General features: G+C 55.6%; 26 protein-coding genes and 1 pseudogene. 15 read left to right on the top strand and 12 right to left on the bottom strand.

Going from position 1 to position 26,748, the window contains the following annotated elements; translation table 11 throughout:
- Positions 1-6 precede the first annotated feature (6 nt).
- The 9 genes from ACM110_RS03000 to ACM110_RS03040 all read left to right on the top strand — a co-directional run bounded on the left by ACM110_RS03000 (position 7) and on the right by ACM110_RS03040 (position 8,113).
- Entirely contained in the window at positions 7-960 is a 954-nt protein-coding gene (locus ACM110_RS03000; protein WP_416126498.1) for a glycosyltransferase family 2 protein, read from the top strand.
- 13 nt (positions 961-973) lie between these two features.
- A complete protein-coding gene (locus tag ACM110_RS03005) occupies positions 974-2,392 on the top strand; it encodes an oligosaccharide flippase family protein (protein ID WP_416126499.1) in 1,419 nt (472 codons plus the stop codon).
- A gap of 30 nt (positions 2,393-2,422) precedes the next feature.
- Positions 2,423-3,478 (top strand): UDP-glucose 4-epimerase GalE, encoded by a 1,056-nt coding sequence (gene galE, locus ACM110_RS03010; protein ID WP_416126500.1) that lies wholly within the window; start codon positions 2,423-2,425, stop codon positions 3,476-3,478.
- Positions 3,475-4,941, top strand: a complete 1,467-nt coding sequence (locus tag ACM110_RS03015; RefSeq protein WP_416126501.1) for a family 16 glycosylhydrolase — start codon at positions 3,475-3,477, stop codon at positions 4,939-4,941. The genes galE and ACM110_RS03015 overlap by 4 nt, the downstream gene beginning before the upstream one ends.
- A 155-nt stretch (positions 4,942-5,096) precedes the next feature.
- Entirely contained in the window at positions 5,097-6,143 is a 1,047-nt protein-coding gene (locus tag ACM110_RS03020) for an acyltransferase family protein (protein ID WP_416126502.1), read from the top strand.
- Between the two features lie 342 nt (positions 6,144-6,485).
- Positions 6,486-6,725 carry a DUF1652 domain-containing protein gene (locus ACM110_RS03025; RefSeq protein ID WP_416126503.1) on the top strand — a complete coding sequence of 80 codons (240 nt, stop codon included), beginning with the start codon at positions 6,486-6,488 and terminating at the stop codon, positions 6,723-6,725.
- Positions 6,726-6,751: 26 nt separating this feature from the next.
- Positions 6,752-7,291, top strand: a complete 540-nt coding sequence (locus ACM110_RS03030; RefSeq protein ID WP_416126504.1) for a hypothetical protein — start codon at positions 6,752-6,754, stop codon at positions 7,289-7,291.
- A 265-nt stretch (positions 7,292-7,556) separates the two neighbouring features.
- Entirely contained in the window at positions 7,557-7,859 is a 303-nt protein-coding gene (locus ACM110_RS03035) for a hypothetical protein (RefSeq protein ID WP_416126505.1), read from the top strand.
- On the top strand, positions 7,856-8,113 hold the full coding sequence (locus ACM110_RS03040; RefSeq protein WP_416126506.1) for a hypothetical protein: 258 nt from the start codon (positions 7,856-7,858) through the stop codon (positions 8,111-8,113). Before ACM110_RS03035 ends, ACM110_RS03040 begins: the two co-directional genes overlap by 4 nt.
- Positions 8,114-8,198: 85 nt before the next feature.
- On the opposite strand, the gene ACM110_RS03045 is transcribed toward ACM110_RS03040, so the two are convergent.
- From ACM110_RS03045 to ACM110_RS03070, 6 genes are all read right to left on the bottom strand, one after another.
- Entirely contained in the window at positions 8,199-8,363 is a 165-nt protein-coding gene (locus ACM110_RS03045; RefSeq protein WP_416126507.1) for a KGG domain-containing protein, read from the bottom strand.
- 12 nt (positions 8,364-8,375) lie between these two features.
- On the bottom strand, positions 8,376-9,530 hold the full coding sequence (locus ACM110_RS03050; protein ID WP_416126508.1) for a zinc-dependent alcohol dehydrogenase: 1,155 nt from the start codon (positions 9,528-9,530) through the stop codon (positions 8,376-8,378).
- Positions 9,531-9,812: 282 nt separating this feature from the next.
- Positions 9,813-10,340: a hypothetical protein gene (locus tag ACM110_RS03055; RefSeq protein ID WP_416126756.1), complete on the bottom strand. Its 528-nt coding sequence runs from the start codon at positions 10,338-10,340 to the stop codon at positions 9,813-9,815.
- Between the two features lie 107 nt (positions 10,341-10,447).
- On the bottom strand, positions 10,448-10,945 hold the full coding sequence (locus ACM110_RS03060) for a ferritin-like domain-containing protein (RefSeq protein WP_338586522.1): 498 nt from the start codon (positions 10,943-10,945) through the stop codon (positions 10,448-10,450).
- A gap of 142 nt (positions 10,946-11,087) precedes the next feature.
- Complete coding sequence (locus tag ACM110_RS03065) at positions 11,088-12,017, bottom strand: ZIP family metal transporter (RefSeq protein ID WP_416126509.1); 930 nt, start codon at positions 12,015-12,017, stop codon at positions 11,088-11,090.
- Between the two features lie 226 nt (positions 12,018-12,243).
- Positions 12,244-13,128, bottom strand: a complete 885-nt coding sequence (locus ACM110_RS03070) for a manganese catalase family protein (RefSeq protein ID WP_416126510.1) — start codon at positions 13,126-13,128, stop codon at positions 12,244-12,246.
- Between the two features lie 445 nt (positions 13,129-13,573).
- On the opposite strand from ACM110_RS03070, the pseudogene ACM110_RS03075 reads away from it, so the two are divergent.
- Positions 13,574-14,028, top strand: a pseudogene (locus ACM110_RS03075) (Hsp20 family protein).
- Between the two features lie 216 nt (positions 14,029-14,244).
- Positions 14,245-16,401, top strand: coding sequence for an ATP-binding protein (locus ACM110_RS03080; RefSeq protein WP_416126511.1), 2,157 nt, complete (start codon positions 14,245-14,247; stop codon positions 16,399-16,401).
- A gap of 128 nt (positions 16,402-16,529) precedes the next feature.
- On the opposite strand, the gene ACM110_RS03085 is transcribed toward ACM110_RS03080, so the two are convergent.
- From ACM110_RS03085 to ACM110_RS03100, 4 genes are all read right to left on the bottom strand, one after another.
- The gene (locus ACM110_RS03085) at positions 16,530-17,348 is read right to left on the bottom strand and encodes a DUF3618 domain-containing protein (RefSeq protein WP_416126512.1); all 819 of its coding nucleotides are present in this window, start codon (positions 17,346-17,348) and stop codon (positions 16,530-16,532) included.
- A complete protein-coding gene (locus ACM110_RS03090; RefSeq protein ID WP_416126513.1) occupies positions 17,345-17,773 on the bottom strand; it encodes a phage holin family protein in 429 nt (142 codons plus the stop codon). Before ACM110_RS03090 ends, ACM110_RS03085 begins: the two co-directional genes overlap by 4 nt.
- Positions 17,773-18,423, bottom strand: coding sequence for a hypothetical protein (locus ACM110_RS03095; RefSeq protein ID WP_416126514.1), 651 nt, complete (start codon positions 18,421-18,423; stop codon positions 17,773-17,775). The genes ACM110_RS03090 and ACM110_RS03095 overlap by 1 nt, the downstream gene beginning before the upstream one ends.
- 158 nt (positions 18,424-18,581) lie before the next feature.
- Positions 18,582-18,821 (bottom strand): hypothetical protein, encoded by a 240-nt coding sequence (locus tag ACM110_RS03100; protein ID WP_416126515.1) that lies wholly within the window; start codon positions 18,819-18,821, stop codon positions 18,582-18,584.
- 185 nt (positions 18,822-19,006) lie between these two features.
- On the opposite strand from ACM110_RS03100, the gene ACM110_RS03105 reads away from it, so the two are divergent.
- Entirely contained in the window at positions 19,007-20,359 is a 1,353-nt protein-coding gene (locus ACM110_RS03105) for an SDR family oxidoreductase (RefSeq protein WP_416126516.1), read from the top strand.
- Positions 20,356-20,697 carry a hypothetical protein gene (locus tag ACM110_RS03110; protein WP_416126517.1) on the top strand — a complete coding sequence of 114 codons (342 nt, stop codon included), beginning with the start codon at positions 20,356-20,358 and terminating at the stop codon, positions 20,695-20,697. The genes ACM110_RS03105 and ACM110_RS03110 overlap by 4 nt, the downstream gene beginning before the upstream one ends.
- Before the next feature lie 142 nt (positions 20,698-20,839).
- On the opposite strand, the gene ACM110_RS03115 is transcribed toward ACM110_RS03110, so the two are convergent.
- Both ACM110_RS03115 and ACM110_RS03120 read right to left on the bottom strand, forming a co-directional pair.
- Complete coding sequence (locus tag ACM110_RS03115) at positions 20,840-22,192, bottom strand: MFS transporter (protein WP_416126518.1); 1,353 nt, start codon at positions 22,190-22,192, stop codon at positions 20,840-20,842.
- 183 nt (positions 22,193-22,375) lie between these two features.
- Positions 22,376-23,491, bottom strand: a complete 1,116-nt coding sequence (locus ACM110_RS03120; protein WP_416126757.1) for a LacI family DNA-binding transcriptional regulator — start codon at positions 23,489-23,491, stop codon at positions 22,376-22,378.
- Between the two features lie 198 nt (positions 23,492-23,689).
- On the opposite strand from ACM110_RS03120, the gene ACM110_RS03125 reads away from it, so the two are divergent.
- Positions 23,690-25,474: an IlvD/Edd family dehydratase gene (locus tag ACM110_RS03125; RefSeq protein WP_416126519.1), complete on the top strand. Its 1,785-nt coding sequence runs from the start codon at positions 23,690-23,692 to the stop codon at positions 25,472-25,474.
- Between the two features lie 26 nt (positions 25,475-25,500).
- Positions 25,501-26,718, top strand: coding sequence for a fumarylacetoacetate hydrolase family protein (locus ACM110_RS03130; protein ID WP_416126520.1), 1,218 nt, complete (start codon positions 25,501-25,503; stop codon positions 26,716-26,718).
- Positions 26,719-26,748 lie beyond the last annotated feature (30 nt).

The raw sequence follows: 26,748 nt of genomic DNA on the forward strand, positions 1-26,748 counted from the left end.
CCACCCGTGCCAAACCAAGCCACCCCCTTTGCGCATTCCGTGTGCGTCGTGATCCCGATGTACAACGGCGCCGGCAGCATTGAGCAAACCTTGTCGTCCCTGGCCGAGCAAACCCGACTGCCCGACCACGTCATCGTCGTCGACGACGGGTCCACCGATGACGGACCACAACGGGTCCGGGATTTCGTGGCACCGTTTCGCCTCACGCTGTTGCAGCAAGCCAACGAAGGCCAGGCCAGCGCCCGTAACCACGGCATGCGGCACTCCCAAGAGACTTTTGTAGCAATGCTCGATGCCGATGATCAATTTCGTCCGCAAAAGCTGGAACTGCAGCTGGCCCTGTATGAAGAACTCAGTCAACAGGGCCGCCCCGTGGGATTGATCGACTGCTACACCCAGGTCAATTACAGCGACGGCAGACGGCAACTGGACAACATTCTCAAGAACGGCAGGCATTTCTACGACTTCATCCACGCCAACGTCGTCAACGGCGTATCCACCGCGCTGGTCAAGCGCGACGTGATCATGCAACTAGGGGGCTTCGATGCCAGCCTGCGTTATTCCGAAGACCGCTTCATGTGGACGCGCATCGCCGAACACTGGGAGATCCACACGGTGCCCCAGGTGCTGCTGGAACGCACGGTCAACAGCGGCAACATGACCGCGCAACCGAAAAAGTATTACCAGAACAAGATCCGCTTCATCGAGGTGTACCTCGCCCGCTACGGCGCGCAGTTAAGCAAGCAGCAACGGATCGATTTCGTGCTGGGCAACCACTCAGACTTTCTCAATGCGTTTTCCCGACGCGACGAGCATGCCGAGGTAATCGACGTGTACCGGCGAATGCTTGAGTGCTCCTGGCAAACCCTGATCTTCAACAACGGCAAATCGACCTTGCGCTACCTCTATGCCCGCGCCCGGACATTGCGAAAGGCAACGGCATCAACCACCGCTCATTGAACCGGTATTCGCCATGGCCAATCATCGACTGGTTACATTGACGTGGATCTTCACCGAGAAATTCGGCCTGATCTTCCTGTCGATGATTACCTTTGTTGTCTATGCCAGGCTGCTGTCGCCCGCCGAGCTGGGTGTGGGCACGGTCATCATTGCCATTGTCGAGTTGATCGGCCTGGTTTATTCATCGGTACTGGAAGACCCACTGGTACGACTCGAACGGCTGGAAGACAAACACATCAGCACGGCGTTCTGGGCATCGGTACTGGTCAGCCTGGCGTCCATCGTCGTCGTCTCGGTCGCGGTGGTGCTGTACACCTCCGAGCCGGTGTTGCGATGGATGACGGCGGTGGCCTCGGTGAAGATTCTTTTCACCATGATGGCCCGTGTCTATGTGGCGCAAATGCGCCGCAGCGGCGACTTCAGGACGCTGGCCTCGCGCACATTACTGGGCAAGGTGCTGGGTGGCGTTGGCGGCATCGCTGTTGCGCTTTGGGGGTTGGGGGCCTGGGCGGTCGTTGCCCAGGCCGTGATCATGGAACTGGTGTCCATCATCGTATTGATGCGCGCAGATCCGCGACGCATTGCCTTTTACATTGACGGGCCGTTCTTGCGCGAACTATTGAAAGCCGGCGCACCGGTTGCAATCAACGCCCTGAGTTCCCAGACACTGCAGCGTGGGGTCAACGTGGTGCTCGGGATGGCAGCCGGCGCGAACGCGGTCGGCATGTTCAACATGGCAATGCGCATCATCGAACTGCCGCGCACGGCCATCTATAACGGCCTACTGAGCTACGCGCTGCCGGCGTTCGCGCGGCGCAGCGCAGAGCCGCTGCGACTTCTCGGGATCATTGGCGATTCAACTGCCATCAGCAGCTTTCTGTTGACGCCCCTGTTCATTGGCATCGCACTCACGGCCAACGACCTCATTCTGTTGATTTTCGGCACCAAATGGGTCGAGGCCATTCCCCTGCTACAAGTGCTGGCCTGCACGGCGGCCATTGGCAACACCGCCATGTACGCCACCACCGCACTGGTGGCGGTCAACCGTAGCCACCTCACGATCAAGGCTGAAGTGGCAACCACGGCGCTGGCACTGGCACTGGTCTACTGCTTCGGCAGCGCTTATGGCGGCATGGCCGCGGCCATCGCTCTGCTGGTGCGAATGCTGATCATCACACCGTTGCAAATCCGCGGACTGAACGCGGCTATCGGCTACGGCTGGCACCGGTTTTTCGACTCCAACTACCGCAGCGTGATTGCCTCGCTGGTCATGGCAGCAGTCGTTTTGTATGTGTCACCGCAGCTGGGTTTTCAAGGCTACCTGCACCTGATCTGCAACATTGTGGTGGGTGCGCTGAGCTATGCCGTTGCGTACAGCGTCATGCATCCGCGTTGGCCGCAAGAATTCAAATCGGTTTTCACCGCCCGCTGAGTTCAGTCCCCGAGACAGGAAGACTTCACCATGCGCAAAACTACGTTGATTACTGGCGGGGCCGGCTACATCGGCTCCCACACTGCTTTGGCGCTCATCAATGCCGGACACAATGTGCTGGTGCTCGACAACCTGTGTAACAGCTGTCGCGAGTGCATCGCGCGCCTTGAGCAACTGACTCTGTCCCGGGTGGATTTCATCAATGGCGACATCCGTGATTCGACCCTGCTGGACGACATTTTCAGGCGGTACGACATCGATGCAGTGGTGCATTTTGCCAGCCTCAAATCCGTCGAAGAAAGCATGCGCAAACCCCTGGAATACTACGCCAACAATGTCGCCGGCACGCTTGACCTGTGCCAGGCCATGGCGCGCAACAATATCTTCAAACTGGTGTTCAGCTCATCGGCAACGGTTTACGGCGAACCCACACGAACACCGATTGCCGAAGATTTCGGCACCGGCAAACCGGTCAATGCCTATGGTCGCACCAAGCTGATGATCGAAGAGTTGCTCACCGATCTGTGCCACTCCGATCCCCGCTGGAGCATCGGGTTATTACGTTACTTCAACCCGATTGGCGCTCACGAAAGCGGGATGATCGGAGAAGATCCCAGAGGCCGCCCCAACAATCTGTTGCCGTGCCTGACGCAGGTCGCCATTGGCCGGATGCCCGAGCTCACGGTGTACGGCAACGACTATCCCACCGTGGACGGGACTTGCGTGCGCGACTACATCCATGTGGTCGATCTCGCCATCGGCCACCTCAAGGCGCTTCAAGTGTTGCAGCACAGCAGCGGCATCAATTTCTGGAACCTCGGCACCGGCATTGGCTACAGCGTGCTGCAAATCATCCATAGTTTCGAGGACATCACCGGCATCACCATTCCCTACCGCTTCGCACCGCGACGCGAAGGTGACATTGCCCAATGCTGGGCCGACCCTGGCAAGGCCGGAAGGGAGCTGGGCTGGACCGCACAACGCGATCTCCATCAGATGATCGTCGATACCTGGCGGTGGCAGTCATGTAATCCGCAGGGGTATCAATCTACATTCGAGATCCAAGCGCTGATGGCGGTCAAATGATATTCAAAGTGTCTTTGCTGGTACTGCTGCTGTCGGTTTCGATGGTGTGCAACGCAAAATCGGGTGCCCCCGCTACGGGGCTCGTGCTGTGGCTGGATGCGGCTGATGCGTCAACAATGACCCTGAATGCACAGAACTTTGTCCAGCAATGGAAAGACAAATCCGGCAAATCCAATCACGCCACAGTCGACGATGGCGCGTCACAGCCACAACGGATGGCAAACGCCCTCAACGGTCATCCGGTGATTCGTTTCAGTGGTGCATCGGGATTTCTGGGTAAAACCATCCGCAGCGCCAAAGGCCCTGTAACGGTATTGATCGTATCCCGTCGAATGCCGGAACAAGCCGAGGTTGATCCCTGGCAGCGCCTGTTCAGTTCACGCCCGCAATCCGCCCACAACGATAACGTGTTGCCGAATTTCGCCATCAGCCTGCAGCAGACCACCGCGTATGCGGCGACCGTTTCCGTCCTGGAGCTTTACGATGTGCCGATTGGTCCGTATGGAGTCGGGCGCAATGCCATCGGCCATTCCGAAAACTTTCGCGGCGACATCGCGGAAGTGTTGGTGTACGACCGTGCATTTGGCTCCCTCGCAGAACGCCAACAAGCATTTCAGTACCTGGCGGATAAATGGGCCGTTGCCATTCCCAAGCAAGCCGACACCTGGACTCGCGTCGGGCCACTGGGCACATTGCCGCAGCGGACTAACCCCAAGCTGCCACTGTCCGATCAAGCCAATTCCGGACAGTGGATTCTCAACACCAAACTGTCCGACGACTTCAATGGCACCACCCTCGACCGCGAACGCTGGCACGTCAACAACGCCATAGGGAACGAGTCGCTGGGACGCAAACCGGCGCTGTTCACGCCAAACAATGCATCGGTCAACAATGGCAATCTGAACATTGTTTTTCGCAAGGAAACCTTGCCGCAGAAGTACGTCCAGCTGGGCTTCAAGGACTACACCTCAGCCATGGTCCGAACCAATGAACGTGGGCTCTACGGATACTATGAAGCCCGCGCCAAACCCATGAACTCCGCAGGCTCCAGCGCTTTCTGGCTGGCGTGGACGGGCATGGAGGACAACGCCACCGAAATCGACATCTTCGAGATCGGCGGCAAAACCAAAAACGCAGCTCTCGACCGCTCGTACAACATGAATGCCCACCTGTGGGCGACGCCGCAAAGCACCGAGCACATCGCCGATGGCAGCATTTGGATCAGTCCATGGCGCCTGGCGGATGACTTCCATATCTACGGCTTCGACTGGCAGCGCGACACCCTGCGTTGGTACGTCGATGGTGTTCTGGTCAGGGAATCAAGGAACTTGCATTTCTTCTTTCCGATGCAGGTGATCTTTGATAGCGAAGCCATGTGGAAATGGTTCGGTGTGGTCGACGATGCCGACCTGCCCTCCACCTTCGAAGTGGACTATGTCTACGTGTGGCAACGTCGCCAATAGTCAAGATTCAGCCGCCTCTCTTGCAGCCTGATCTGCATGCCACCTTCAGTTAAGCCCAAGAGACGTAACGTCTGTTACAGCATTCCCTGGGCAAGATTTCAATCGATAGGGAGGTCGGTTTTCACCCAGGGCTAACAAGTCTGGAGCGCATAGTCATGATCAAACGACGGCTGAAAGAACTGGATTTGCTGCGCTTTCTTGCCGCTATCGCCGTAGTGTTTTTTCACTATGCGTTTCGCGGATATGCAAAGGGCGACATGTCGACAATGCCCTACCCGCTATTGGCTGAACCCGCCAAATACGGTTATCTGGGCGTCGAATTGTTTTTCATGATCAGTGGGTTTGTCATTCTGATGACCGCGTCAGGTAATAGTCTTAGAGTATTTTTCATATCCCGCGTCGTTCGCCTTTGCCCTGCCTTCTGGGTGTGCTGCACTATCACCTACCTGGTGACCCTTGCCATCGGACAGCCAAGATATACGGCAACTCTTTATCAATACCTTATTAACATGACTTTCCTTAGCAACTTGACGGACGTTCCGGCGATAGATGGCGTTTATTGGTCGCTCTTTGTAGAAATTCAATTCTACTTGATGATTTCCATTCTATTGGGCTTCAGGAAAATAGAAAAAATAGAAACTTATCTCGTGTTCTGGCTAATAATTTCCGCCACAGCAGAAATACTGGGCTTTGAACAATTGCGCTCGATCTTGATTACCGATTACGCCGCTTATTTCATCGCAGGCGCAACGTTCTACATTATATGGGCCAAGGGCGTCACGAAAACACGCACCTTTCTTTTGCTGGGTGCGTTGGCATTAGCCTGCTACACCGCAATTGTATGGGCCGAACTGCTCGAAACAAAATACTCGACCGATTACAACCCACTCATCGTATGCGGCATGATTGTTCTGTTTTTCATGACGTTCTCATTGATCGCAACGAATAAAACGGGAACCATAGGCCTGGTGAACTGGACTGCGTTAGGCGCGCTAACCTATCCACTTTATCTGTTACATCAAATGATCGGATTCATGATCTTCAACGTTGCCTACCCGGCTGTGAACCCGCACATATTGCTATGGGGCACCATCGCCTTGATGGTAGGTGGGTCTTACATGGTCCACAAAAAAATAGAAGCTCCCATGGCCAGCTTCCTCAAGAAATTCCTTTCATTATCCTTCGCCCGCGTCCGAAGCTGATTAGTCGCGACACCCCGGCGCTCGCTGCAAACAGTCTTACCGAGTTGAACAGGTAATAACGAATACCCGAAAAAATCCCCACTCTTTTTCGGTCCCTCCACGGCGTTCTGCCGATATATCCCCCCCGACCGCTGCTACATTGACCTCTCAATCGATGGACAATCCGAGACTTCCTCCATGAAACCCGACAAATGAAATGACATTGCCACCATCGGAAGGATGAACGCTCATAGCGAATATCGACGAGCGGTATCGGACCGACTGTTCCTGCGTCATGCAAGTCGCAGGCTGCCTACTATGATTTCAGGGGGACCAATTCACTTGACTCTGAGGACGCAGGTCATGATATCGATGCTTGAATTACGCCACATCATTGAGTGCGGCTTTCTTCCGTTTTCCTGTATCTGTACAGCAAATTCGGATGGTTCGTTGATGATCGAAGTGTTCGATCCATCGTCCGGTCAGGTTGAATTGTTGGTCACTGGCGTGACGACAGACAAACTGACGTCAAGCCAAGCCATAGCCGATCTCATTGTTGAGTTACGTAGTGAGATAGCCGTCAGACAGGCGCATTTTGCCTAGGGAAATTAAGGCGCGGAGGACAATGAATGCGTCGTAGAAGCCCGCAGTTCTGGCTTTGGATGAATAAACAGCTTCCTACAAAAATGCACGAAGAGAGGCTCAAGGATGGGCGGCAAGTGGAAATACAAGCACGTGTATCGCACAGCAGGAAAGTGCAAATATTTGTCGGGATCTATCACGAAAATGGCGTCCCGATGCACGAGGAGTTCCATGACCGACAACGCCTGGAACGGCTGGATAGCGCATTGAATTGGGGGCTTCAGCGTGCACGGAAAATTCTGTTGGAGCGCGAGCCCTTCCGTGCACCCCACCGTCCGCAGTTGACTCTGGGTCCAGTCATTACGGACGACGCAGTGCTTGCACTCAGACGCCTGGAGATGACGGAGCAAGAGCAGCGCAAGCTCAAGATGCTTGATGCCAATGCGGAATATGCTGCTGCCAAAACGGCAATGTTGACCCTGATGCGCTCTGACTCTGTTGACTCCGGCGTCTGGGACGCGCATCGCGTTCGTTTGCAGCAGGCCATTGACCGTAGAATTAACCTCTTGCGTACTTACTTGCCATAGAAGTTGCAGTCATTGAGAAGCCTGTGAATACACAAGGCAGCGCTGCTACGCAATCAATCCTTCGCTCATTCCTGCGTCGCCCTGCCCGCTTAAAAAAGTGGTTTTTTTGCGTGTTCCAGCCGCAATGATCGATTTTTCAAATACAACTTCTTTGATCATTCCTGCCGACCGTACGGTCTGAATATCTGTGAATTAAAACCTACACCCATTTCGGGATTTGGGTGTTCTGCTAAATGACAGGGATGATTTAAAGGTAGAAACCATCATGTCTAACTATTCAGCCGACCAGATTATTGCCTGCCGCCGCGTAGCAATGGAGCAAAACAAAAAGCTGTTCGAGGAGGCAAATGCCATCAATCGGTCAGCACTCGACCTCCTGGACCGCAGTGACTTCGATAATGAAATGTTTCTTGTCTATTTGCTGCTACGAGAAAAGGCAAAAAACCAATTCAGAGAAGCGCTGGACCATATCACTTTACTGAACGAGCATTTCCCCTCACCGGAGCTGCAAAATACACACAGTCGGGCACACTCGAAAGTCAGGGTGAAAGACGGAGTCTGTTCATGAGCTGCCGCATACGCCTGGATTATCTGCTGGATACATTTCTTGGCCCCATCGCAAAAAGCGTGGAATGCGAGGCAGTGATCATCCCGATTACGCCTGGTGCCTTTCAACTGCAGGTGCAAGCACCCTTCCCGGAGGATCTTCATAAGGCACACACGGTGACGGTCATTCAGCCGTCAAAACAGCACTTGACCGGCACCCTTGTCCACACTCGTAAATTGGCCAATGGTGATCTGGAATTACAGATTGATGTATGAAGCCCATTGACACTTTTGTACTCAGAAAATGTCTTGCGGATATCGAACTGCTGACCCAGGCAGGTCAGCAGTTCGAGCAGAGGCATTATTGTTCGCCACGCGTCCCTCCATGGCTATGCTGCCCACCGATACGAGCCTTCTCGGCTTTGTCGGTGGCCACGTTAGTCTTGGATTCGCCTTTGCGTCCGGCCTCTTTGACTTTTTGAGGGTCGTCGGAAAATCCGTGATGGGTTTCCTGTCGTTTGGTCATGGCTGATCTCCTTTACGTACACCTTGTAATCGGTTCGAGCTTGACTTTAATCCAGCCAGTCTCATGTTTATCGAACGACCTGAAAGCAGAGATCGCATCGGTCAACGGTTCGGTCTGGGTGAGAATTTTCGATGGGTCGACGCGACCTGCGAGGGTCATTTCGATAAGCCTTGGAATGTATTTACGGTGATGGCAGTTGCCCATATTCATTCGGACATTCTTGTTCATTGCTGCGCCAATCGGGAAGCTGTCGAATCCCGCCGGGTACACCCCAATAATGGAAATCGTCCCTGCCTTCGCCACCGCCTCGACGGCCCATTGCAGTGCCTGGGCCGGTTCATCCCCTGGCTGCCACTGCGCTTGCTCGTGAGTTCCGCCATGATGCGCATGATTGGCATCAATACCGACGGCGTCTATCGCCCGATCAACACCAATGTCGCCCGTCAGTCGAGCGATCGTTTTTACCGGGTCTTCGCTTTCGAAGTTGATGCACTCGGCACCCAGCTCTTTTGCGCGGGCCAGTCTGTCTTCCAAACCATCAATGGCGAACACCCTGGCAGCGCCCATCAATTTGGCACTGACAATGGCGAAAAGACCCACCGGGCCGCAACCAAACACTGCGACTGTGTCGCCATCCTTGATCTCAGCCATTTCCGCGCCAAACCAGGCGGTCGGAAAAATATCTGACATGGCGATCGCCTGGTCATCGGTGATCTGTTCAGGGAGTTTTATCAGACCGATGTTGGCAAACGGGATGCGCGCTTTTTCTGCCTGCAATCCATCGAACGGGCCAGTGGTTTTAGGTCCGCCAAAGAAAGCCGTGCCCGCTGTTTTGCCGTTGGGGTTGGCCACGTCACATTGCGAAAAATATCCGGCGCGACAATAGGAGCAATTCCCGCAAGCGATGGTGGAAGGAATCAGTACCCGATCGCCGATCTTCAGATTGCGCACGTCGTCGCCAATGGCCTCAATGATGCCTACACCCTCATGACCGAGAATTGTGCCGGGCTGCATGTCTGGGGCGCTGCCACGGATGAAGTGCAGATCCGTCCCGCAGATAGCCGAGGCAGTCAGTTTGACGATGGCATCAGTGGGCGACTGAATGGTTGGATCGGGTACATCATCCAGTCTGATGTCTCCCACACCATGAAACACGACAGCTTTCATTTTCTCACCTCGGCATCTTTGTGAAGTACATAGATGGTTGAGAAATTGGCGCTGCCAAGGTTTCATTAAAAACAGCGGAAGGCTGACAAACGGCGTTTACTCAAGAACCCGGACGACCACCGCTTAAGGTCATTTCCAAGCCGCAGACTGAAAAGTACGGAATCACCGACGTGAAATGGCGCGAAACCGCCGCGTTGGAATGGACGGAGGTATCGCCATGAATGGCAAATTCCAAGTGAGTTATTCGTGTATCGCGGTGTAAGGCTCGAAGAAGGGCATACCTCAGGGCGCGAGTTGAATGTAAATGGCCCAGCCACCAAGAACTACCCAGAAGGCCGCAAACATCCAAGGTGTTCGTACCGAGAAAAGCAAAGCCTTGCGATAGCCCTTATGCGTAGATTCACGTTCGCAAAACAGTGGCGATTCATCGTAGGCCATGCCCATGATGGGCTCGCTGCGCAGAAGCTCGCTCTGTTTGAAATACCAGTGGTCGATGATGTCGTACGCCGCACGTATACCAGGCCATGCGTTCAACGAACTCAGCACGCCCAGCAGCGCTAGAAATGGCGGTACCACCAGCGTGAACAGCTTGCCCCACTGCGGGTTCAGGTTGGCCATGCAGGAAGCAAAGGCTATGACCAGGAAGGATTGAGCCGCCAGATAAGCATCCGTCCGGTTTGCCAGGATGCTGGTTTCGTACTGGATTTCCCGTCGATAAAAATCGAGGCGCTCTTTAGGCGATCCAAACAGTTTGGCGTTGTGTTCAGTCAGCTCGGCGTCACTTGGCTGCGACGTTAATATTCTTGGCAAAACGATAAAGTCCTGAAATATGAGGGGCAGCAGCTTGAAAAAAAACACGGCAGCCAACAACCCGCCGCCGTGCAGGTAGTACAGAAGATCACGCAGTCTTTCTGCGATTATTTCTCCAGCGTTGCCGCTTGATTGCCGCCCTGCTCCGCGATCTTCGTCAGCTTTTCGTCTGCACCCTTTTCTTCGGCCAGCGTAGCGGCCAGAAGCGTCACGGCGTCATCCAGTTTGAGGTGCTTGGCCATTGCGATCAGCGTGCCGTAGCTGGCGATTTCGTAATGCTCGACTTTCTGCGCCGCGCCAATCAAACCGGCGTCCAGCACGGCCCCCTTCTCTATTTCTTCGAGTAACTCTTTCGATTCTTCGACCAATCCCTCCATGGCCACGCACTTCATTCTTTTGAGTTTGATACCGGTCAACTCCACCAGTTGATCAATGCGTTCGATCTGACCTTGGGTTTCCTCCAGATGGGAGGTAAAGGCGTCAGCGAGCAAAGGGTTGGTCGCGGCTCTGGCCATACGAGGCAATGCTCGGGTGATCTGTTTTTCGGCGCTGTACATGTCCGACAGCTCGTGGATAAACAGGTCTTCAACAGTTTTTCTCGCCATTTGAAATACTCCTCTCCACTGAGTACGCGTCACCGTAGCGGAACGCATCATTTGCATATCCACACTTGTGGCCTGCATGAAGAAATGACCGATGGCCATCGGAACGTGTTCAAAATTTTTTGCGACAGTGGTACCTGCGTGTTCATCCCAACGCCGTATCGAGAAACATCATTACCCCAAAGCCCAGCATGAGCCCGAGCGTCGCCGGCGTTTCGTGACCGTTACGATGGGTCTCCGGGATGACTTCGTGCGAAACCACGAAGATCATCGCGCCTGCCGCGAGGCCGAGCGCAATGGGATAACCCAAGGCAAAACTGCTTGAAATACCCAAACCGATAACGGCTCCTAACGGCTCCATCAACCCTGAGCAGACTGCAATCAGTGCTGCACGGAGCGTCGAGATGCCGGTCACTCTCAAAGCCAGGGCAATCGCCAGCCCTTCAGGAATGTCCTGGATGGCAATCGCGGTCGTCAATGGCAGTCCTACCTTCATGTCACCGGTCGCAAAACTGACGCCAATCGCCATGCCTTCCGGCAGGTTGTGCAGCGTAATGGCAAGTACAAACAGCCAAATGCGATTGATGCGTCGAACCTCGGGGCCGCGCTTTCCGCTTTCCACGTGTTCATGCGGCACAAAGCGATCCAGACCAATCATCAACGCCACACCCAGCCCCAGGCCGAGCACAACAATGCTTGCCGCCAGCAACTGGTTGTTCGATATCTGCCGGGCCGCTTCGATCCCTGGAAGGATGAGCGAGAACGAACTGGCGGCGAGCATCATGCCAGCGGCGAAGCCCAACATAATGTCTTGAGTGCGGGAGGCAATGTCGCGCAGGATGATCGCGGCGATTGCCCCCAATGCCGTGGCAGCGAACCCTGCCAGGCCGCCCAAAAAAGCCAGATGCAAAAAATCTCTTCTGGCACCCACGAAAGCGCCGTAGCCGCTAATGATCAGCAGAACGACGACGCCTGCGAGCACGCACCAAAAGACCCAGCCCATCCATCCCGACTGAGAAATCTGGACAAACCAGGATCTTTCCGGTGACCGAAGCGGAGCGGACGGTTCAGACATACGCCTCTCCTAACTGTTAGCCATACGGAACACAGATCTGTTGAGGTTAATGCGTAGCTCTCTGGAGACACGCATGGCCTCACGTTCAAAGGACAATGCCGTCGCAAAAAACAGGTTTGGCGAATCCACATCGAATCGCTGAGTTCTGGAATAGCTGGCCATCACGTTCACCTCGACAAGCTGAGTTAAGGAGCACCGCGTACCAAAGCGGTACGCGGTGAGTTCTTCATGCTCCAGGTTCGATCTGTACACCCGCGCCAAGATCGGCACCGGTCACCGGGTTGCTGTCCGGATCGGACATTGTTCTGGCTTTCAGGTCCATCAGCAGCGCATCGTCTTCAGCACTTAATTTCACGCTGGCCATACCATCCCCGCCATCGACCGCCGGCGTGGGTTCTTCCACGAATTCCCAATCGTCTCCCTGGTTCCAAGGGCCACGCGTGCTGCCCTCCCCTTGAGACATGTTGAAGTACACATTGGTGAATTCGGGCATACCCGGTAGCTTGCCCTGCGGGAAATTTGGCTGGATGGCATGCAGCGCTTTTTCGAACGACAGTTGGTGGGCGATCTCTCGCGTCATCAGGAACCCAAGCGCTTCCTTCACACCTGGATCGTCGGTGACATTCATCAGCCGTTCGTAGACGATTTTTGCCCGCGCTTCAGCGGCAATATTTGAGCGCATGTCAGCTGTGGGCTCGCCAATGGTGTCGACATAAGCTGCCGACCACGGAACGCCTGCCGAGTTAGTCAGAGGGGCGCCGGCGCCGTACAACAGGCTGGTGATGTGAGAGTCGTTACCCGCACCGTTGATGGCGCGATAAAGCTCCCCTTCTTCTTCGACACCTTCGGCCATTTGGCCTTTGGCGCCCTTGTTCAACATGACGATGATTGAGCCGACGATCTCCAGGTGGCTGAGCTCCTCCGTCGCGATATCCATCAACAGATCCTTTCTGCCAGGATCGTCTTCCGCCAGGGCTTGGGTGAAGTAACGCGAGGCGGCTGCCAGCTCGCCTTGTGCGCCTCCGAATTGTTCAAGTAAAAGATTGGCCAATCCAGGATTGGGCTGGGCAACACGCACGGTGTATTGAAGCCTTTTGTTATGTAGGAACATGACAATCTCCTCAGGTGAAGGGGCTCGACCAAACCGATGTCGGGCCCACATGTTTGAGAAGCGATTGCCCTGCAGTTAATTTCAAAAACCTTCGACGCTGACGACAGACGGATAAAATCAACCTTTGCTGTGCTCCGGTGACGTTGGCCCATCCTTAATACCGCGAGGCCCGGCTACACCTCAGACGATCACCAAAAAATAGCGCTCGGTTGATCCTGCAGATAACAATAATTCGCGCAGGCATCAGCTCGGTCAGATGGCGGCGTGGCGCTAGTGAGTGATGCATGGACATATGAATCACTTCGTTGAAATGTTCGCCGTTTGAGAACAAAAAATTATTTTTGCCCTTCTTGAATCGTTTTCTGTCGTCGCTATATATTTTGTACGCGATGCCAAACCCGGGTCGCGTCATAAATCACTTGGAGAAACCTCAGGAGATTTAGCTATGGCTACTACCTTTTCGTTGGCCCCCCTGTTCCGTCAGTCGGTAGGCTTCGACCGATTCAACGACCTTTTTGAATCCGCGCTTCGCAGCGAGGCGGCCTCGACTACCTATCCACCTCATAACGTCGAAAAGCATGGCGATGATCACTATCGAATCGTCATAGCGGCGGCGGGTTTGACTGAGGAGGATCTGGACATTCAAGTTGAGAAGGAGGTTTTGACCATCGCCGGCGGCAAGCGAGAAAGCGACAAGGAGGCATTTACCTACATCAAGGTATTGCGCAACGGGCATTTCGACTTTCTTTCCGTTTAGCGGATCACATCGAGGTTCAAAATGCATCGCTGGCCAATGGGTTGTTGAGCATTGATCTGCTGCGGGTTGTTCCAGAGGAAGCCAAACCCAAGCGCATCAACATCGATAGCTCGGGAAAGTCTGATCTGAAACAGCTCAATTAACAGCCCAACGAGGCGCTCTTCGGAGCGCCTTTTTTGTACGACCAAGCTGTAACCGAATTATCGGTTTCTTCACGCATCCGGTCAGGATCCAGTCCGGTGCTGTCATCATCAAGCGGACGCTCACCTACCAATCGTCGACAGCGGACAGGCAACCCCAAGCCGATTGAACCTAGCTGAAACCCAAGCCTCGGATATTGAAACGCCTCTGGTGAGTCTATGAAAATCGAGGACACGTTGTTACGCCAGCGTAAGGTGCTTGCCAAATTTGGCGAGCTGGCCTTGGCGTCAGATGACCTTGAACAAATCCTCGACGAGGCATGTCGATTAGTCGGGGATGCCCTCGAAACCAATCTGGCCAAATTCATGCAGCTCGAAGAAGACGACGTCACTTTCTTCGTGAGAAATGGCGTGGGCTGGGCGCCAGACGTGGTAGGAAAGGTTCGTGTGCAAGCATGCGAAGGAAGTCCGGAAATCTTCTCACTCAACACCAATGCACCCGTCATTTCGACAGACATCGCAGCAGAAACACGCTTTCGCTATCACGATTTTCAAAAGAACAATGGAGTGAAAGCCTTCGTCAACGTACTTGTACATGGCGCCAACGGGGAACGTCCTTTCGGAATATTTGAGGTGGACAGTCGACGCCCTCGTCAATTTACCGACAGCGATATCGACTTCCTCCGGGGATATAGCAACCTGCTTGGTGCCGCTTTGAAGCGCTTCAAGAATTTCGACGTTATGCGCGAAACAGAAAAACGCCTTCGTGAAAGCGAAAGGCATTACCGCATTGCAGCTGAGCTAAATCCACTCTGGCCCTGGACTGCCGACAAGGGCGGTAACCTTATTTCTATCGATCCGCGTTGGTACGAATACACCGGTCTATCGCTCGAGCAGACATTAGAGCGTCAGTGGGCCAATGCTGCCTATGAGGCGGATCAAGTGTCGATTGCTGCTCTTTGGGATCAATCTCTGGCCACGCTGCAGCCATTCGATCTGCAAGTGCGATTACGAAAACACACTGGCGATTACCGTTGGTTTAGAGTCCTTGCGCTGTGCAGCCTCGACGTCGCCGGGAAATGCGAACAATGGTATGGCACCATCGAGGACATAGACGACAGGGTGCAGCTGGAGAGTGCTCTGCGTGACTGGAACGTTCTGCTCGAAGTTCGGATAGCAGAACGCACCCAACAGCTCGAAGACGAACAGCGTGAACGCGCTGTAACGGAATCCAAGTTAAGACAAAGCCAAAAAATGGAGGCGGTCGGCCAACTCACTGGCGGAATCGCTCATGACTTTAATAATTTGCTGGCGGGCATCATTGGCAGCCTGGAGCTGATGCAGCGACGCATCGATGCGGGGCGTTACAATGACCTGACTAGATATAACGCCATCGCCATGACCTCCGCATCGCGAGCGGCTGCATTGACACAACGACTATTAACGTTCTCCCGGCAGCAATCACTGACTCCTGAGCTGCTCGATCCCCGGAAGGTGCTTGCGGGTCTTGAAGAGATGATTCGGCGCTCGGTTGGGCCAAGCATCACTGTCGAGTGCTCATTCAGAACAACCGATCGAATCAGATGCGACCTTAACCAGTTGGAAAATGCCTTGCTCAATCTTGTGATCAATGCACGAGATGCAATGCCAGGTGGTGGGAGGCTCGACCTTCAGGTAGATCGATGCGTTATTGTTGAGACCCTCGCCGAAAACGCGCTGCCACCTGGTTCTTATGTGAGCATCTCTGTAACAGACTCAGGCACTGGAATTTCTCCGCAAGACCTGTCTCGCATATTCGACCCTTTTTTCACTACCAAGAAAATTGGCGAAGGAACCGGTCTGGGCCTTTCAATGATTTATGGTTTCACTCAGCAATCTGGTGGCCAAGTCAGAGTACATAGCAGTCTTGGTGTCGGCACCACTGTGACTCTTTATTTTCCGGTAGACGATTCTCCGCCGGAACATAAGGAGGTAGACCTGGTTGATACTCAGAAGCTTGAGTCATCGGGGAAGAACGAAACCATATTACTGGTGGACGACGAAGCGGCTATCCGGCAAATGGCGTCGGAGCTTTTGTCCGAAATCGGTTATCGAGTGATTGAAGCGGTAGATAGCGTTTCTGCAATCAGCGAGGCGCAGAAGCTGGAGCACCTGGATTTATTGCTGAGCGATGTTGGTTTACCAGGACTGATGAATGGGGTGAGCCTAGCGGCCGAACTCAAGGGAAAATTTCCACAGCTCAAGGTGCTTTTCATTACCGGCTTTGCTGGAGGTTCACGACTGGTCTCTGTCGATAGTACAACCCGAATACTAACCAAACCCTTTAGTCTGAATGAGCTCACTTCGCGAGTGCATTCGTTGCTGAACACTCCCTGAATTGCAGCACGCCTGACGATGGATGCTCGTAGTCAAAATGATGAAAGTGAAAAAAGTCTCTACTCAAGCTGACTGCCATCGCTGAGCGACAGGGAGGCCCGATGAAGACCTCCCATTTGCAGCGACCATCAGGAAGTCCCTAACCCCCGAGAGAGATCCGCCGAAGCACCCGTTTCGCTGTTTTGTTGTGAATCCGACCTGGCTGTCACGTCCATCTGATCGGTCGTTTTGGTGACGGTGTCGCGTACTGTTTCATAGCCTTCCTGGGCCTGCCTTTTCACCTTGTCGACCAAGCCTGCACTGGTACGTCCCATGTAACGCTGCTCGGTCGCGGTTGCAGGCAATGCCGCGCCAATCAGCGCGCCCAGGGCGATGCCCGCCGCGGCAACCACCAATGGTTGTTCCTTGAGCAAGTGATTGAACTGCTGCCCCAGCATCTGGCTATTTCGCGCCAATCGATCACCGGCGTTATGCATGGCATGGCTCACGGTCTCGGTGGCCGCACCGACGTTTTCGCTCAGGTGAGTGGCCTTGTCCTTCAATGACTGATAGCCCTCCTTCAGCGAGTCGGAGGTCTGATGCATTTGTCCACGGACGCTGTCATAGCCCTCGGCGATATCATCGACCCATTCGCCAACCTGATCCGGCCCCGTTCGATAGCCTGTTTGTGGTACTGGCGGCCGGTTCTGACTCATTATCAACCACAACAAGCCGACCGAGGTCAGCACCGCCGGTACAGGGTTGTTACGCACACTGGTGCCCAGGTTGTTCAGGAAAGTCGAGCCGTTGTTCTGCATCATGCCCCACGCTTGATCAATCATTTGGCCGGGGGTGAATTTGCTTTCCAGCCGATCGACGATGTTGCCAATACTGGCCCGCTGGGCATCGATCTCGCGCTCGATCTGTTCGGGGCTTTTTTCCGCTTCGATCTCCAATTCGCTTTTCATGTGACTTTCCTCCGCAGCGCTTCCTGATCTTTATTCAGAGCGTCCAGCGTCCGGTCAGGCTTGAAGTGGGACGGCTCGAATTGTTTTTTCCCCGATTGCAACATGGCGAAGCCAATGATCATCACCACCACACCGACGATCAGCGCAGCCAGCCAGGGTGCCATGAACATGCTCAAGCCGTAGACAGCCGACATCAACAGAATGATGAAGCCGGCCAAGAGCACAATGGCGCCACCCGCCACTGCCGCAATGCCCGCCTTGAGCGTATTGAGGCTGGCTTGAAGTTCCGCCTTGGCCAACGCCAGTTCCTTGGTGAACAAGGCTGGTACCTCGCGGGATAACTGCCGCAGCAAGCCGACGACGGAAGCGTCGTCAGGTGGTGTGGCCGGTCTTGTGCCCGGAAGGTCTGAGTCGTCTCTGTTCATCACAGTTCTCCTTTGGCGTGGGGTGAAGCCGGCGGCATTGCCGCAGCGAAGTCGGAAGGATGATCGTGCGGATTTTGCGAGGTCGGTATGAAGCCGGAGGCCAATTCCGGCGCCGGGTCGGTATGAGACGGAACGGACGTTTCATAAGGACGCTGAGCGCCAAACCCACCTGCAGGCGGTGTTGGCCTCCCGGCCGCCGGGTCGTGTTCACCCTGCATGGTCATGGCCGCAGAACTGCCCGCCTTGAGAAAGCGCGACAGGCCAAAGCCCAACGCAATACTGCCGGCAATGAACAGTGCGGGATTGCTGCGAGCCAGTTCGGCGCCGTCATGCAAAAGCTGCTCGGCGCTTTTACCGCGCAGATTTCCCGCCAGCCCGCTCATGGATTCCGCCATGTCGGTGAGGTAGTCGGACATGCCGAGCGTGTCTTTATCCTCCAACTCGGAAACAAAGCTTTTCGCCCCTTGGGCCAAAGCTTCGATCTGATCGGCAGCCGTGTCACGGTACTGCCCGAACTGAGCGTCAGCCTGTTGCCTTGCGCCGCCTAGCGCCTCCGTGACGTCATCTTTTAAATGTTGAAAACCCGGCTCAGGTTTGCCGCTCTCTGGATTACAGTTGCTGGTTCCAGCCCTGCTATCTGAAGTGTCCATATCGTCGCTCGCCTTCTGGTTGAAAACGCGTCACGGGACTTCGCGGCGGATTGCCCGAGCCCCTCATAGCAGAGGACGAGAACACCCGGTAGGGAGTTCAAAGAAGCTATTGATGGATGCGACGAGGGGATAGGGCTCCTTATCGATTTCACGTGTTTCTATCGTGGATCCTGCTGCCTATCCATTACCGCGTTATCGGTTTCTTCACGCACCCGGTCGGGATCCAGTCCGGTGCTGTCATCATCAAGCGGACGCTCACCTTCGTTTTCAGGCAACTCGTCAATGCCCTCCTCCTTCATCGGGTCGACTTCAGTGCGGCCAGGACTCAAAGGATCGGGGGATGTTGGCATCGGGTCGTCTTGACTCATCCCGCCCTGCAACTTTGGATCGTTGTTCATACACACCTCTCAGTACCCTCGACGTTGAGGGTATGCAGGTTGGAGATGCTTGCAGTTTCGAGTGTTCGATTTATCGCAGTACCGATCGTCGACGTCTTTGCAGATAACCTTTTAGTCATCCCGATGGAACATTGCGCTCAGCGTCGTCCTCTATCGCAACACCAGTGCACATTGAGGATGCCGCCATGTTCGATCCATCAACCGGTATGAAGCCAGGCGAGCGGTACGCTGTCGAAAGTCTGGAGCGCACGAAACACTTTCCAGGTTTTTTCCTTGATGGAAAATACTACCTGGGCCCCGAGTTGATGACGGCAGTCGGATGGCTGGAAGGACAGACGTTTTTTTACGACGAACTCGATCCTGCCGGAGAGCCGGTATTCCCGGATCGAGTCGCAGGTACGATTGAAAATCTGACACTAAACCTCGCAGACGGCGCGCGTCTGAACCTGTACGAGGTGCGATATCACGCTCGGGAAGAACTAATGGCATCCGAGGTCGATAACCGCCCCACGCCGCTCGGTCGCCAAGACTGTCTGCGGCTCAATAACAAACTGGTGGTGATCACCGGGGCGTCAAGCGGGATAGGCCGCGCAGCGGCTCATGCATTTGCTGACAAAGGCGCTCGCCTGGTGTTGGGTGCGCGTGACAAGGCCGCACTTGATGAAGTTGTCGAAGAATGCACAGCACGTGGCGCTTCAGCCATGGCCGTGCGCACCGATGTCACCGATAGCGAGCAGATGCGCGCTTTGGCAGAGCAAGCTGCTGCCTTCGGAGACGGACGTATCGACATCTGGATCAACAATGCTGGTGTTGGTGCGGTCGGTAGCTTCGAGGAGACGCCGCTTGAAGCGCATGAACAAGTGTTGCAGACAGATCTATTGGGTTACCTGCGCGGCGCCTATGTGGCATGGCCATATTTCAAGAAACAAAAACGAGGAATCCTGATCAATACCCTGTCACTGGGTAGCTGGGTCGCACAGCCGTATGCCGCTGCCTATTCCGCCAGCAAATACGGTTTGCGTGGCCTGAGCGAAGCATTGCGCGGTGAACTGTATGACTATCCGCAAATCCATGTCTGCGACATCTATCCAGCGGTCATGGACACGCCAGGATTTCGTGACGGTGGCAACTTCACAGGCCATGCACTGAAACCCCCGCCTCCCATTTATGACCCGCATCTCGTCGCCGAGGCCATGGTGGCTTGCGCGCTACGTCCGAGACCGAGTACCACCGTGGGCGCAGCTGCAACCCTGGCACGGATAGCGCATTTTTTGCTGCCTGGTTTTCCGTATCTATCTGGATGGTTGACTCGCCTGGGTTTGCAACACAGTCCGCAGGCTACCTCGACATCGGGCAATCTGTTTATCCCGTCAAACGCTCAACGTCAGGTTGAAGGTGGGTGGCGAGCGAAAGCGCATCGACCCTCGCTCGCGATCGTGGTGGGTGCGACGCTTTTGGTGGGTGGCTTGATGTTCGCCTTGAATCGCCGTGGCCCGCAATCGGGTCGGCCTGACCATAAACGTGGGATCTACAAATGAATCTCACGACACCTGATGGCCGATATTTCATAGTCAACGGGCAGCTGTGGCGGTGCACCAATCCATCACTGCATGAAGATGTGCGGCAATACCTCGTCAATGACCTGATGTCCGCACGCCGAGAAGTAAAGGCAGCGAAAGCCTCGGGCGATCCTGACCAGTTGAGGCTTGCCAGAGCCCATGTCCAGACAGCCAAGGTAGCGCTTGGAGAACGAGGCCCCGTGTGGTGGAGCGACGGCAGTCCTGACCTCAATAGGCGACAGGTCTTGAACTCACCCTACGCAGATTGGTTCGTTACTGGATCCTGGCGTTCCGTGGCTGCAGGCGGAACGCAATAAAAACAAAAATTTATAAGCACCTGTTTATGAAGAAACCTTACGCCAAGGACAGACCACCAATAGACGTCAATACGAGTCGACATTGAGGACATCGCCCCCGCCCTCGACCCTGGTCATCGATCAGGGTCGAGCCCATCGACAGTCAGCCCTTTATGTCTTTGGAAAGCATGGCTTTCGGAATCAGCAGGATCAGCACACAGCTAACGAGCAGGCAACCGCCCAGCACGTAGGTGCCGTTGTTCATGTCGCCCGTCAGTGTCTCAGCGGTGGCCGTAATCATGGAACCGGTGAACCCTGAAAGGTTGCCGATTGCGTTGATCATGCCAATGCCCGCCGCTGCGGCCACCCCGGACAACACCGTGCCTGGCAATGTCCAGAAAATTGGCATCAGGCTCAGCAAGCCTGAGGCGGAGACGCTGAGGAAGAAAATGGACACCGGCAGGTTATGGGCAAAGACGGCGCTGCAAATCAGCCCGATACCGCCGATGAATGCAGGAATAGCCGCATGCAACCGGCGCTCGCCGGTTTTGTTGGAATGCCAGGCATTGAGTGTCATGGCCACGATGGCGGTGGAGTACGGAATTGCCGTCAGTAAACCGATGTGCAGGGTATTGGAGATACCCGTGGCCTTGATGATCGTCGGCATCCAGAACGCCAGCCCGTAAAAGCCAGTATTGAATGTCAGCAGGATCAGCACCAACAACCACACCCGACCATTGAAGATCACATCCCGAAGGCTCGACGCCTTTGTGGTGTTTTCTCGATCGAGGTTGTTTTTGAGCATGTTCTTTTCTGCCGTCGTCAGCCACTTGGCGTTGTCGATTTTATCGACCAGCAAAGTCACCACGACAACGGCCATGATCAACGACGGGATGCCTTCGATGATCAGCATCCACTGCCAACCGGCCATACCGTGGACACCCTGCGTCGCCCCCATCAACCAACCTGACAAAATCCCGCCCAAGGTCAGGCTGATCGGCATGGCCATCAGGAAGCCCGCCATGACCCGGCTTTGCCGGTGCGTCGGAAACCAGTAGTTGAGGTAGAGAATTACCCCTGGGAAGAAACCGGCTTCGCATATCCCCAGCAGGAAGCGCAGTACGTAAAACATGGTTTCCGATTCGATGTGAAAGAACCTGGCCAGCGGTACGGTAAACGCTACAGCCATGGAGACAATGCTCCAGGTGATCATGATGCGGGCAATCCACAGGCGCGCGCCAAAGCGATGGAGGAACAGGTTGCTGGGCACTTCGAAGAGGAAATAGCCCCAGAAGAAAATGCTCGCACCCAGCGCGTAGACGGTGTTGCTGAATTGCAGGTCGTTAAGCATGTCCAGCTTGGCAAAACCGATATTGACCCGATCCAGGTACGCCGCCATGTAGCAGAACAGCAGGATCGGCAGGATACGCAGGATGACTTTGCGGTAGGTACGATCCTCGGAGGTAAGCTCCGCCGAGCCCTCTCCTTCGAGAGGACGCTGAGATACTGATTCCATGTGTTGACCTCAAGGCATGTCGTCATGCCGATTGTTTTTGTTTTGGCTTGCGACCTTGAGTTCCTTGGGCTGACCTAAGCCAATCCGCAAGGGAAAAGGAATCTGCAAGTGACTCTGTTACCGGTAACATTTTTAATGTAGCAATTAGTTTCGGAGCAAAGCAAGCGGGCCCGGTTAAAAAAATCAGGTGCTTTCGCGCGCCAGGATTTTGAATTCGACGACATCGAACTCCCGCGGACGTGGCAGCCCAAGGCGCTGTGCAGCAGCGCTGGCCACCAGTAATTCACCGGCGCGCCGGCCGATTCGATAGGGATCAACCGAGACGGTGGTGATGGTCGGCGTGCAATACCGTGATACTTCGAAATCACCGAACCCGGCGATCGCGATGTCCTCGGGCACCCCTCGCCCTTGTCGATGGCATTCCATGATTGCCCCGAACGCCGACAGGTCGCTGACGCACATCACCGCGTCTGTGTCCGGCCACTTTTCCAGCAGCCGCTTCACGGACTCTCCGCCATGGCTCATGGTGATGGGCGACTCGCCATACTCCATCACCCTGGGCTCCCCTGCCCCCAATGCCGCGACAGCCTGAAGGTAGCCTTGCTGACGTTGCTGACCACGGTGGTCGAGTACCGACGCACCGCCGATGTAGCCAATTCGTCGGTAGCCTTGCTGATAGAGGTGTTCGTACAGTGCCGCAGCAGCGGCCACGTTACTGAACCCGACCGATTGCTCGATCGGGTCGGCTGGAATGTCCCAGGTCTCGACAACCGGCACTTGCGCCTGGCGCAGCAGCTTACGGGTTTCGTCCAGATGCGCGCTGCCCGTCAACATCACCCCCACCGGCCGATGGCGCAGCAGCGTACGCACCAGCAATGCCTCTTGCTCCAGGTGGTAATCCGTGTCCCCCAACAACAGGCACAGACCGTGTTCGCTAACGGCATCATTCAGGCCGCGCACGGTGTCGGCAAAGTTCGAGCTCGCCAATGACGGCACCAGCGCCACAATAAATTCCGAACGTCCGGTGGCCAGGGTTCCCGCAGAGGCGTCGGGCAGATAGCCGAGCGTTTCAATGGCTTCGTGGACAAGCTTTTGCGTGCGCTCTGACACGTCACGACCGGCCAGGACCCGGGAAACCGTCATCTTCGAAACACCGGCCAGTTTGGCGACGTCGGCCATTCGCGGCGGCGTGGTGGTCTTGCCTGAATCCTCGTAACTCATGAACGTCCTGTTTTCCTGAAAATGACCGGCGGACATGGAAATCAACGCCACCAACACGGATGGTCGCTGATTATACATGGCCACTGACAGGCCCACCTCTGCTCGTTGAAAGCGATTACCGCGCCCATTCCACAATCGATATTGGGCCTTTACAAAAAAAATGTTACCGGTAACATCAGGTCATTCGAACGCCCAGGGATGCTTTTCAAAACCGGCTTCCTCGCCTCCTTCGGCTGTTCACTTACCGCTGATACGCCCCTAACAAGAGATAAAACCATGCCTGAAAACACTCCTCGGTCCCTGCGAAGTCAACAATGGTTTGACGATCCCAGTCATGCGGACATGACCGCGCTCTACGTCGAACGCTTCATGAACTACGGCATGACGCGCGAGGAGTTGCAATCGGGCCGTCCCATCATCGGTATCGCCCAAACCGGTAGTGATCTCGCGCCGTGCAACCGCCATCACCTCGAACTTTCGCAGCGAACCAAAGCGGGCATTCGCGATGCCGGGGGCATTCCCATGGAATTCCCCGTGCACCCGATGGCCGAACAAACCCGGCGCCCCACTGCGGCACTGGATCGCAACCTGGCTTACCTGGGTCTGGTCGAGATTCTTCATGGGTACCCGCTGGATGGAGTGGTGCTGACGACTGGCTGCGACAAGACCACTCCCGCCTGTCTCATGGCAGCGGCGACGGTTGATATTCCGGCGATCGTATTGTCGGGCGGGCCAATGCTCGATGGACACCACAAGGGCCAGTTGATTGGGTCCGGCACGGTGCTGTGGCATGCGCGCAACCTGCTGGCCAGCGGTGAGATCGATTACGAAGGCTTCATGGAGATGACCACTGCGGCCTCTCCTTCGATCGGTCACTGCAACACCATGGGCACCGCGTTGTCGATGAACGCGCTGGCCGAAGCGCTGGGCATGTCGCTGCCAGGCTGCGCGAGCATTCCGGCAGCCTATCGTGAACGCGGCCAGATGGCTTATGCCACTGGCAAGCGCATCGTCGACATGGTTCGTCAGGATATCCGTCCTTCGCAAATCATGACCCGCGAAGCCTTTGAGAATGCCATCGCCGTGGCGTCGGCACTGGGTGCCTCGACCAATTGCCCGCCGCACCTCATCGCTATCGCGCGGCATACCGGCATCGACCTCAGCCTGGAAGACTGGCAGCGCGTCGGCGAAGACGTGCCCCTGCTGGTCAACTGCATGCCCGCCGGCAAATACCTCGGTGAAGGTTTCCACCGCGCAGGCGGCGTGCCTGCCGTGATGCACGAACTGAAGAACGCCGGACGGCTGCATGAAGATTGCGCCACGGTCTCCGGCAAGACTATTGGCGAGATCGTCAGCAACGCGGCCGCCAGCGATACCGATGTGATTCACGCTTACGAAGACCCGTTGATTCAACGCGCCGGCTTCATCGTGTTGAGCGGTAATTTCTTCGACAGCGCCATCATGAAGATGTCGGTGGTGGGCGAAGCGTTCCGTAAAACCTATCTGTCCGAACCCGGCGCGGAAAACAGTTTCGAGGCCAGGGCCATCGTTTTCGAAGGCCCTGAGGATTATCAGGCCCGCATCAACGACCCCGCTCTGGACATCGACGAGCGCTGCATTCTGGTTATTCGGGGCTGCGGCACCGTGGGTTATCCGGGCAGCGCCGAAGTGGTCAACATGGCACCACCCGCGGCACTGATCAAACGTGGCATCGATTCCCTTCCCTGCCTGGGTGACGGGCGCCAAAGCGGTACATCGGCAAGTCCGTCGATTCTTAACATGTCCCCGGAAGCCGCCGTGGGTGGAGGAATAGGACTGCTGGAGACCAACGATCGTCTTCGCGTCGACCTCAATGCCCGTCGAGTCGATCTGCTAGTGGATGAAAGCGAAATGGCGCGTCGCCAGGCGGCGTTCAAACCTTCCATCCCGGCTTCGCAAACCCCGTGGCAGGAACTCTACCGACAGCAGGTCGGCCAGCTCTCCACCGGCGGTTGCCTGGAGCCCGCGACCTTGCACTTGCGGGTCATCGCACGCAGCGGCGATCCACGCCACTCCCACTGATTCGCTCTTTGCAAAGGTTAACGCCCATGTCCCAAACATCCGCTGTAACGTCATTGTCGGATCTCAACGCTCCGGCCCAAGACCTCGCTCAAGGCACATGGATCAGTCGCGCCTGGATTCCTGGCGCCAGTGCAGGACCCGCCGTCGTGCTGCTCAAAGACGGGCAGGTTCATGACATCAGTACCCGAGTGGCGACCGTTTCGGCGTTGCTTGAGCTTGATGATCCCGTTGCTTACCTGCGCAGCTTGCCGTTGAAAGATCCGTTGATCAGTCTTGACGATCTGCTCAGCAACAGTGACGCATCCGTTCGCGACGAAACACGGCCGTGGTTGTTGGCTCCGATCGACTTGCAAGCCGTAAAAGCTGCCGGGGTTACCTTCGCCACCAGCATGCTTGAGCGAGTGGTCGAAGAGCAGGCCAAGGGCGACCCGGCCAAGGCCGATAGCATTCGCGCAACCCTCATAGAGAGCATCGGTGCTGACCTCGGGCAAATCGTGCCGGGCTCTTCCCAAGCCGCCGCTCTCAAGGAAGTGCTGATAAGCCAAGGCATGTGGTCGCAGTACCTCGAAGTGGGGATTGGTCCGGATGCCGAGATATTCACCAAGGCTCAGCCGCTGTCAGCGGTGGGCTACGGATCAGACATCGGTATTCACCCGAAACCCAGCTGGAACAATCCTGAGCCTGAAGTGGTACTGGCAGTTTCCAGTCGCGGCAAGGTACAGGGTGCAACGCTGGGTAATGACGTCAACCTTTGCGATTTCGAAGGGCGCAGTGCGTTGCTGCTTTCCAAAGCCAAAGACAACAATGCGTCGACCGCGCTTGGGCCATTTATCCGGCTGTTCGATGAAACCTTCGGCATCGAAGATGTACGCGCAGCAGAAGTCGCACTGCGTGTCGTCGGCGAGGATGGTTTCATCATGGATGGCAGCAGCTCCATGAACCAGATCAGCCGCGACCCGCTGGATCTGGTCGCTCAAACACTCAACGAGAACCATCAGTACCCGGATGGTTTCGTGCTGTTTCTCGCCACCCTGTTTGCGCCCAAGCAAGATCGCGACCTGCCCGGCGGAGGCTTTACCCATAAAAAGGGTGACATGGTAGCCATCAGCAGCGCCAAGTTCGGCACGCTGGTCAACCGGGTGACAACAAGCGATCGCGCTCCGGCCTGGCAAATGGGTTATCGCGCCCTGCTCGACAACTTGCAGGGCCGTGGGTTGGTTTCTGCCGCGATCAAGCCACGTTAGCCAAAACCACAACTTCCATGGGCGCAGATC

This window comes from Pseudomonas sp. NFX98, from assembly GCF_047784845.1.
GTDB lineage: Bacteria > Pseudomonadota > Gammaproteobacteria > Pseudomonadales > Pseudomonadaceae > Aquipseudomonas.